This is a genomic window from Lysinibacillus sp. UBA6686, from assembly GCF_002455205.1.
Lineage (GTDB): Bacteria > Bacillota > Bacilli > Bacillales_A > Planococcaceae > Lysinibacillus > Lysinibacillus pakistanensis.
Genome location: NZ_DKJS01000080.1, coordinates 95736 through 105235 on the forward strand (window position 1 = coordinate 95736; position 9500 = coordinate 105235).

The window sequence follows — 9500 nt, forward strand, 5'->3', positions numbered from 1 at the left end:
ATGATTAAAATAATCAGCGAAAAGGGGAGGAGAAGCGTTTGTCATTTGAATTAAGGGTCAAATCACTAATTGAAGAAAAGCAATTAATACAGCAAGACGACCATCTTCTCATCGCCGTTTCGGGTGGAATAGATTCCATGGCTTTGCTTCACTATTTTGTTCAAACAAAAGAAAAATGGGGAATAAAGGTAGAGGCAATTCACGTTGATCATATGTTAAGAGGAGAAGCGTCTGCTGAGGATAGAGCCTTCGTCCAAAGATATTGTGATAATCATGAAATATATTTACATGCAAAAGCAATTCCAATACCAGAGATTATGGCTTTAGAAAATGGAAATACACAGCTTATTTGTCGTAGAGAAAGGTATCAATATTTTAAAGAGGTCATGCAAAAAACAAATGCAAGCAAGCTTGTAACTGCACATCATGCGGACGACCAACTGGAATCAGTATTAATGGCCCTGACTAAAAATGCAACGATTAACAGTATGCAAGGTATTCGGCCACAGCGTTTTTTTGCAGGAAAATCATTAATTCGTCCGTTTTTAACGGTTACAAAGTCTGAAATAAGGGAATATTTACTTAGACAAGGTTTAGAGTACCGTGAAGATGCTAGCAACTTTAAAGATACCTATGTACGTAATCGTTTTAGACATCATGTGGTGCCATTATTGGAGGCAGAAAATCCACGAGTAACCGAGCAGGTGACCCATTTTACAGAACAATTACAAGAAGATGATGCCTATTTAATGACATTAGCAGAGGATGTATTTTCTAGAACAGTAAAAAAATTAGACGAAAATACATATAGGATGGAAATTGAGGCTTTTCAATTGGTACCACTTGCTTTACAAAGGAGGCTCATTTTAATACTATTAAACTATCTTTACAAAGATTCAAATACGATACAAAGTTATGCTTTATTGGTTTCAATTTTAAAGCTTTGTGATACGACAGCTGGATATGCTGAAGTTCACTTGCCAGAAGAATTTCTAGCAGTTCGCCGTTACGGAAAATTATCGATTCAGAAGAAAGAACCATTAGAAGGTCAAACTTCTCCTGAGAAAAAAATTATTTCGACTGCTAATGGGTGGACAACACTGACAAACGGTGAACGTTTATGCATAGTCAAGTTGCCTGATTTATCGTCTGAATTGCTGACGGATACTGCACAACTTTTTTATTTTAACGCTAGCAAACTCAAACTTCCTCTTTATGTTAGAACTCGTAAGGAAGGGGATAGAATGCTGTTAAAAGGAATGGATCAGCCAAAACGCTTATCTCGCCTTTTTATAGATGAAAAGATTCCTTTAAATGAGCGAAATAGCTGGCCGTTACTGATTTCTCCATCTGATGAGGTCGTAGCGGTAATTGGTGTGCGTATGGGTATGTTTTTTTCAACCACTCCGCAACCAAACGATGATACAGTGCTCATCGTAGACTAAGGTCTTTGTAAAACATTTCACCATAAAGGTTGAAGATTTTTTGATACACACGAGGAGGAATCGATATGTTACAAAATGACATCGAAAAAATTATGATTACAGAGGAACAATTGCAAGAAAGAATTGCTGATCTAGGAGCACAATTGACTGCAGAATACAAAGATTCATTCCCGTTAGCAGTTGGTGTTCTTAAAGGAGCAATGCCATTTATGACTGATTTGATGAAGCGTTTCGATTCTTTCATTGAGTTAGACTTTATGGATGTTTCTAGCTATGGAAACGCCACAGTATCATCAGGCGAAGTAAAAATTCTTAAGGATTTAAATACCAGCGTTGAGGGACGTGATGTATTAATTATCGAGGACATCATCGATAGTGGTTTAACATTAAGCTATTTAGTAGACTTATTTAAATACCGCAAAGCAAAATCCATCAAAATCGTTACATTGTTAGATAAACCGTCAGGTCGTAAGGTAAATTTAGCAGCTGATTATGTAGGATTTGAAGTACCGGATGGCTTTGTTGTGGGATATGGCTTAGATTACGCAGAAAAGTATCGTAATTTACCATATATCGGTATTTTAAAACCAGAGGTATATTCTTTCTAAGAGTTAACGAAAGACCCCAGCTATGAAAAGTAAGCCTTCAGCGAAGGTCAGATTTTTATTGAATTAATAATAATTCGAAATCTTGACACATTGTTTAGCTGTGCTGAGATCCAGGAACAGGTACAATTACGCTGGGATGCAGTGATTATGACATAAATATGTTTCTATTTCGACAAAAAGCGAACCAAACTTTTTTTAAATAAGGCTTTTCGTTGTATGATGAAATCATGATATGTTAAGATTTTACTTATAATTTTTCTGTTTGTAATGAGGAGGCTGGAGATGAATCGAATATTTCGATATACCATATTCTATTTACTGATTTTCCTAGTGATTATCGGTATTTTTGGTACTTTCAATGGTGGAAATGCGCCAACGAAAGAGTTAACTTATTCTGAGTTTCAAGATGCTCTAGATAAGAAAGAAATAACAAGTGCTACAATTCAACCTGATAAACAAGTATACATCGTTGAGGGTACGATGAAAGGTTATGAGAAGGGTCAACGCTTTACAGCAAATATCCCTCGTGAAAACCAATCTTTATTGAACCGTATCGATGAGGCTGCTAAGGATAAGAATAGTAATATTAGCTATTTAACAGCACCAGAAACAAGTGGATGGATTCAATTCTTTACAGGGATTATTCCTTTCATCATTATCATTTTCTTATTCTTCTTCCTGATGAGTCAATCGCAAGGTGGCGGCAATAAAGTAATGAGCTTTGGTAAAAGCAAAGCAAAGCTATACGATGATCAAAAGAAAAAAGTTCGTTTTACAGATGTGGCGGGTGCTGATGAAGAGAAAGCAGAACTTGTAGAAGTGGTAGATTTCCTAAAAGACCACCGCAAATTCACTGAAATCGGTGCACGTATTCCAAAAGGTATCTTACTTGTAGGTCCTCCAGGTACAGGTAAAACATTGCTTGCACGAGCAGTAGCAGGTGAGGCAGGCGTACCGTTCTTCTCGATTTCAGGTTCTGACTTCGTAGAAATGTTTGTCGGTGTTGGTGCATCTCGTGTTCGTGATTTATTTGAAAATGCGAAAAAGAACGCTCCATGTATTATCTTTATCGATGAGATTGATGCAGTAGGTCGTCAACGTGGCGCGGGTCTTGGTGGTGGCCATGATGAGCGTGAACAAACGCTTAACCAATTACTGGTTGAGATGGATGGCTTCGGCGCGAATGAAGGTATTATTATTATCGCAGCAACAAACCGACCAGATATTTTAGATAAAGCGTTATTACGTCCAGGTCGTTTTGACCGTCAAATTACAGTCGGTCATCCTGATGTAAAAGGGCGTGAAGCAATTCTTAAGGTACATGCACGCAACAAACCTTTAGCGGACTCAGTTGATTTAGCAGCTGTTGCTCAGCGTACACCAGGTTTCTCAGGCGCTGACTTAGAAAACTTGTTAAATGAGGCTGCACTTGTAGCAGCGCGTAAAAGCAAACGTACAATTAATATGGCAGATATCGATGAAGCATCTGACCGAGTAATCGCTGGTCCAGCTAAAGCTAGTCGTGTATATTCTGCAAAAGAGAAAAAGCTTGTATCCTTCCATGAAGCTGGTCACGTAGTCGTTGGTTTAGAACTAGATGAAGCGGATACAGTACACAAAGTAACAATCGTTCCTCGTGGTCAAGCAGGAGGCTACGCGATTATGTTACCTAAGGAAGAACGCTTCTTTACAACAAAACAAGAATTGTTAGACCGCATTGCTGGACTATTGGGTGGTCGTGTCGCTGAGGAAATTGTGCTTGGTGAAGTTTCTACCGGTGCACATAACGACTTCCAAAAGGTGACAAGTATTGCGCGTGCTATGGTAACTGAATATGGTATGAGTGAGAATCTTGGTGCGATGCAGTTTGGTTCAAGTCAGGGTGGTAATGTATTCCTTGGTCGTGATTTTAATTCAGATCAAAACTACTCTGATTCAATTGCTTATGAGATTGATAAAGAAATGCAAAAAATTATCGATTCTCAATATGAGCGCACTAAGCGTATCTTAACGGAAAAACGCCAATTACTTGATTTAATTGCCAATACTTTGATGGAAAAAGAAACATTGAATGCGCAAGAAATCGAACATTTGCGTGATCACGGCGTCTTACCAGAACCAGAGGCTGTTGAGGTAATTGAGGAAAAAGCTCCTAAAGCTGAAACTAAACCAACTTTAGATATCGTTGGTGAGCCAACTGTTAAAAAGGAATTGCTTAGCAAAGAACCAAATCCAACAACGGCTGATTTACCAAAAGAGGGCACGGACTTCAATCATAATGCACCAAAAGGTATCGATGAAAAACGTGATTAAATGAAGAAAGACTGTTTACATTAAGTGAACAGTCTTTTCCTTTGCCTTTTTTCGTTAACAGGTATTAGGATATAGATATAAATTTCAAGATAGACGTTTTACAACTTGCGATTCTCACTAAGGAATTCTAGAACAGTCTGGTTATCAAAGAAATTTTGAGGAAGCTACTTATGCTTGTATAGTAAACAAGATTGGAGTGAATAGAAACATGGAGAATGTAACATTGAATAATGGCTTAGTAATGCCGTTAGTAGGCTATGGTGTCTTTCGAGTGCCTGAAGGAGATGATTTGGCTGAGGCAGTAAAAACAGCTATTAAAAAGGGCTATCGTAGTATTGATACAGCGCAAGTATATCGCAATGAAGAAAGTGTTGGGCGAGGAATTCGCACAGCAATTGAGGAAGGCTTGGTAACTCGTGAGGAGCTATTCGTCACATCAAAAGTTTGGAATGCTGGACTTTCCTATGAAGAAACACTTGCGGCATATGAAAGCAGTTTAAAGAAATTAGGGTTAGAGTATTTAGATTTGTATTTAGTTCATTGGCCAGGAATCGATGATAATTACATGAATGTTTATAAAGCGCTTGAGAAAATATATCAGGATGGCCGTGTACGATCAATAGGTGTTAGTAACTTTCATGTACATCATTTAGAAAATTTATTGAAGGAAGCAACAGTTATTCCGGTTATTAATCAGATTGAATTTCATCCACATCTAACGCAAGAGGAAGTACGTGCATATTGCAAAGAAAAAGGAATCCAAGTAGAAGCATGGTCCCCACTGATGAATGGAGCTTTATTAGAAGAAGCATCGATTCAGGAGCTGGCGTCAAAATACAGCAAAACACCAGCTCAAATTGTGTTACGTTATGATGTTCAGCATGAGGTAGTAACCATTCCGAAAACAATGACTCCTGCACGTATGTCAGAGAATCTAAATGTTTTTGATTTTGCACTAACTGAAAAAGAAATGTCTCAATTAGATGCATTACATGATGGATTACGTTGCGGTCCTGATCCAGAAAAGTTTAATTTTAAATAAACTGCAAGGAGCTACTTAATAGACGGGTGGCTCCTTTTTAAAGTGAGCACGAATGCTATTTCGTAGAGCGTAAAGTATGGTATCATTTTTAAAAGTGTTTTAACTTATCGACTACACATTGTATAGTTGTATCAAATGCATAGAGCCAGTTACAATGACAATGAGGTGCAAGAAATTGGGGGCGTCACTATGATATTAGTTTTAGATGCAGGAAATTCAAATATCGTTTTAGGGGTCTATGATAAAAACGATCATTTAGCCTTTCATTGGCGTATGGTGACAGATCTTCACAAGACTGAAGATGAATACGCAATGCAAGTTTTAGCTTTCTTTAATCATGCAGGCATCTCATTTGAACAAATAACCGGCATTATTATATCCTCTGTTGTACCACCAATAATGTTTTCGTTAGAAGCGATGTGTCAAAAATATTTCCGTAAAAAACCGCTTGTTGTAGGACCTGGTGTGAAAACTGGTTTGAATATTAAGTATGAGAACCCACGTGAGGTTGGCTCCGATCGCATTGTGAATGCAATTGCGGCTCTTGATGCTTATAAAGCACCAATTATTATTGTTGATTTTGGTACTGCTACAACATTTTGTTACTTAAATGAAAAAGGTGATTACATGGGAGGTGCAATCGCCCCAGGTATTACGATTTCTACGGAGGCCCTTTATACACAAGCGGCTAGGTTACCACGTATTGAAATATTAAGATCTACGCATATTGTAGGAAAAACAACCGTTTCTGCGATGCAGGCCGGAATATTTTATGGTTTTGTTGGACAAGTTGAGGGCATCGTTAATCGCATGAAAGCACAAAGTAAGGAAGAGCCATTCGTGATTGCCACTGGCGGCTTAGCTAATTTAATCGCTGGAGAGACACAGGTAATTGATGTGGTTGATCCGTTTTTAACATTAAAAGGTTTATATAAGCTATATAAACGCAACCAATAGGAAATGAGGGACATTTCATTTATGAAAGACTATTTAGTACGAGGCTTAGGGTTCAACGGACAAGTTCGTGTTTTTGCAGCTTGTACAACAGCGACTGTAGGGGAGGCTCAGCACCGTCATAATACGTGGCCTGTTGTATCGGCAGCCCTTGGTCGATCTATGACTGCTGCTGTAATGATGGGTGCCATGCTGAAAGGTGAAGAAAAAATCACTGTTAAAATTGAGGGCAACGGTCCAATTGGTCCAATGGTTATCGATAGTAATGCTAAAGGTGATGTACGTGGTTTTGTTACAAATCCACACGTCCATTTCGATCTAAACGAGCAGGGTAAGTTGGATGTTCGCGCGGGTGTAGGTACAGAGGGAGCTCTTACGGTTGTTAAAGACCTTGGTTTAAGAGATATGTTTTCTGGACAAACGCCTATTGTCTCAGGTGAAATCGCTGAAGACTTTACTTACTATTTTGCTACATCCGAGCAAGTACCGTCATCGGTTGGGTTAGGTGTTTTAGTAAATCCTGATAATACGATTCTTGCAGCTGGAGGGTTTATTCTTCAATTGATGCCTGGCTGTGATGAAGAGACAATTAATGAAATCGAACAGCACCTTTCAACATTAGAGCCCGTTTCCAAAATGATTGAAAAGGGCTTTACGCCTGAGCAAATTTTAGAAGCGGTATTAGGGGAAGACCATCTACAGATTTTAGATTCCATGCCAGTAGAGTTTAAATGTCAGTGTTCAAAAGAGCGTTTTGGGGCAGCAATCTTAGGTTTAGGAACAGCAGAAATTCGAGAAATGATCGATGAAGATGGCGATGCCGAAGCACAATGTCATTTCTGTTTAGAAACATATCATTTCTCCAAAGAAGAACTAGAAGGTTATATTGATGAGCTCAACGCGTAATCGCCGACCTTCAATCTCTGCAACGCCAAACCAAACGCCTCTATTGCAACGACGTTTAAAAACGAAACCAGCTTTAACAGTTATAGCCGTTTTGTTATTAGGAAATATTTTATGGTTGATTGCTTGGTTAATCCCAAACAAAGGTCAAGAGATTGGCAGCGATGAACAGGTCGCTGCCATTGACGGGGAGGTTATCACTCGTCAGGAGTGGATGATTGCCATGGAAGAACGCTATGGTAAAGAGACACTACAAAATTTAGTAAATGAATCTGTGATGGAGAAGGCAGCTAAGAAATATAAAATTAAAGTTACAGATAAAGAAATTGATTTAGAGCTTGCACTAATGCGCTCTGCCCAGGATAAGTTTGATACGGCAATGCAAAATCTGTCTGCTGAGCAACTGCGACAAAAAATACGCTCACAGCTTATTTTGGATAAAGTACTAACAAAAGATGTAGTAATAAAAGAGGATAGTATTGAAAAATATTATGAAGAAAATCAATCCCTGTATAATACGAAAACAAGCTATCGCACCAATTTCATAGAAGTGGATTCCAAAAAAGCTGCTGAGGAAGCATTAAAAGAGCTAAAAAATAGCTCTGATTTTTCCGTGCTAGCACGAGAAATTTCTTTAGATAGTGCCTCTGCTAGTTTAGGTGGAGATATCGGTTTCCTCACAGAAAAACAGGAAAACGTTGATCCAGCAATTATAAAGGCTGCAAAGGCATTAAAAGCTAAAGAGGTAAGTAAAGCTTTTAAGCTTAATAACGGTCATTATGGAATTGTGCAAGTACAAGAAATCGTAGAAGGACAATCCTTTACATATGAAGATGTGAAAGAGCATATTGAACGTGAGCTTGCGCTAGATCAATTACCACAATCTGTTACTCCAGAAGCATTTTGGTCTGAATTCAAGGCAACTTGGTATTATGGAGAAGAGAAAAAAGATAAATAATAGCTAGCTCCAATGCGTTTAGGAAGAATCTGCAAGAAATCTGCGGGATAGGTGAGCCAAATAATGCTGCAGACGTTTTGCGTCAACAGCTTATTGGCATATTCCCAAAAGTTCGGCGGATTCTTTTCTATGTTTCAATAAATATTCTGAAAATATATGCTTTATTTATTGACAATCGAATGGAAAAATTGATAAAATACAAAATAAGTAAAACCTATAAAAATAGTAGGGATTAGGAGTGGATTAATAAATGAGTAGATTAGCGAACTCAGTAGCTGAATTAGTTGGAAAAACACCAATTGTAAAGTTAAATCATGCAACAGGCGAAAATGAAGGTACGGTTTATGTAAAATTAGAATATTTTAATCCAGGTAGCTCAGTAAAAGATCGTCTAGCCTTGGCGATGATTGAAGCAGCTGAAAAAGACGGTACGTTAAAGCCAGGAGGTACTATTATTGAGCCTACTTCTGGTAATACAGGTATTGGTCTTGCAATGATCGCAGCAGCTAAAGGCTATAAAGCGATTTTAGTAATGCCAGAGACAATGAGCTTAGAGCGCCGAAATTTATTACGTGCATACGGAGCAGAGCTTGTTTTAACACCTGGTCCAGCAGGTATGAAGGGGGCAATTGCTAAAGCGGAAGAATTAGCCGCAGAAAAAGGTTACTTTTTACCACAACAATTCACAAATCCTGCTAATGCTGTTATTCACCGTTTGACAACAGGCCCAGAGATTGTTGAAGCATTTGATGGTTTAACGCTTAATGCATTTGTATCTGGAGTAGGTACAGGAGGTACAATTACGGGTGCAGGTGCCGTATTAAAAGAAAAATTCCCGGAGATTGAAATTATTGCAGTTGAGCCAAAGGATTCACCAGTACTTTCTGGCGGTCAACCAGGACCACATAAGATTCAAGGCATTGGCGCTGGTTTCGTGCCTGAAGTGTTAGATACAGATATCTATTCTTCAGTATTCCCTGTTGAAAATGAGATTGCTTTCGAAGTTGCACGTAAAGTAGCACGTGAAGAAGGAATTTTGTGCGGTATTTCATCAGGTGCAGCAATCTATGCGGCAATTGAAACAGCAAAACGTTTAGGAAAAGGCTCAAATGTCCTTGCAATTGTTCCATCTAATGGTGAACGTTATTTATCAACACCTTTATATCAATTTGAAGACTAATCTATGATTTGCTAACAAAGGCTCCTTTAACGAGGAGCCTTTCATAGTGTTGAAAAACTAAATGGTCAAGTGACTCTTTGTGAATATTTAGTCAAAA

General features: G+C 38.4%; 8 protein-coding genes. All 8 read left to right on the forward strand.

The window, feature by feature from the left end:
• Positions 1 to 38 precede the first annotated feature (38 nt).
• The 8 genes from tilS to cysK all read left to right on the forward strand — a co-directional run bounded on the left by tilS (position 39) and on the right by cysK (position 9403).
• Positions 39 to 1445 carry a tRNA lysidine(34) synthetase TilS gene (gene tilS / locus B2R82_RS21715; protein WP_286926999.1) on the forward strand — a complete coding sequence of 469 codons (1407 nt, stop codon included), beginning with the start codon at positions 39 to 41 and terminating at the stop codon, positions 1443 to 1445.
• A gap of 65 nt (positions 1446 to 1510) precedes the next feature.
• Entirely contained in the window at positions 1511 to 2053 is a 543-nt protein-coding gene (hpt, locus tag B2R82_RS21720) for a hypoxanthine phosphoribosyltransferase (protein WP_286927000.1), read from the forward strand.
• 282 nt (positions 2054 to 2335) lie between these two features.
• Positions 2336 to 4366 (forward strand): ATP-dependent zinc metalloprotease FtsH, encoded by a 2031-nt coding sequence (ftsH, locus tag B2R82_RS21725; RefSeq protein WP_286927001.1) that lies wholly within the window; start codon positions 2336 to 2338, stop codon positions 4364 to 4366.
• A gap of 208 nt (positions 4367 to 4574) precedes the next feature.
• A complete protein-coding gene (locus B2R82_RS21730) occupies positions 4575 to 5408 on the forward strand; it encodes an aldo/keto reductase (RefSeq protein ID WP_286927002.1) in 834 nt (277 codons plus the stop codon).
• A 189-nt stretch (positions 5409 to 5597) separates the two neighbouring features.
• Positions 5598 to 6365 (forward strand): type III pantothenate kinase, encoded by a 768-nt coding sequence (locus B2R82_RS21735; protein WP_283870274.1) that lies wholly within the window; start codon positions 5598 to 5600, stop codon positions 6363 to 6365.
• Between the two features lie 21 nt (positions 6366 to 6386).
• Positions 6387 to 7268: an Hsp33 family molecular chaperone HslO gene (hslO, locus tag B2R82_RS21740; RefSeq protein ID WP_286927003.1), complete on the forward strand. Its 882-nt coding sequence runs from the start codon at positions 6387 to 6389 to the stop codon at positions 7266 to 7268.
• Positions 7252 to 8223 (forward strand): peptidyl-prolyl cis-trans isomerase, encoded by a 972-nt coding sequence (locus tag B2R82_RS21745; protein WP_286927004.1) that lies wholly within the window; start codon positions 7252 to 7254, stop codon positions 8221 to 8223. Before hslO ends, B2R82_RS21745 begins: the two co-directional genes overlap by 17 nt.
• Before the next feature lie 250 nt (positions 8224 to 8473).
• Positions 8474 to 9403: a cysteine synthase A gene (cysK, locus tag B2R82_RS21750; RefSeq protein ID WP_286927005.1), complete on the forward strand. Its 930-nt coding sequence runs from the start codon at positions 8474 to 8476 to the stop codon at positions 9401 to 9403.
• The last annotated feature ends 97 nt before the right edge of the window (positions 9404 to 9500 follow it).

Excerpts from the sequence above, each read along its gene's own strand:
- hslO (WP_286927003.1), top strand. The coding sequence starts at position 6,387 with ATGAAAGACTATTTAGTACGAGGCTTAGGGTTCAACGGACAAGTTCGT.
- B2R82_RS21745 (WP_286927004.1), top strand. The coding sequence starts at position 7,252 with ATGAGCTCAACGCGTAATCGCCGACCTTCAATCTCTGCAACGCCAAAC.
- hpt (WP_286927000.1), top strand. The coding sequence starts at position 1,511 with ATGTTACAAAATGACATCGAAAAAATTATGATTACAGAGGAACAATTG.
- ftsH (WP_286927001.1), top strand. The coding sequence starts at position 2,336 with ATGAATCGAATATTTCGATATACCATATTCTATTTACTGATTTTCCTA.
- B2R82_RS21735 (WP_283870274.1), top strand. The coding sequence starts at position 5,598 with ATGATATTAGTTTTAGATGCAGGAAATTCAAATATCGTTTTAGGGGTC.
- B2R82_RS21730 (WP_286927002.1), top strand. The coding sequence starts at position 4,575 with ATGGAGAATGTAACATTGAATAATGGCTTAGTAATGCCGTTAGTAGGC.
- cysK (WP_286927005.1), top strand. The coding sequence starts at position 8,474 with ATGAGTAGATTAGCGAACTCAGTAGCTGAATTAGTTGGAAAAACACCA.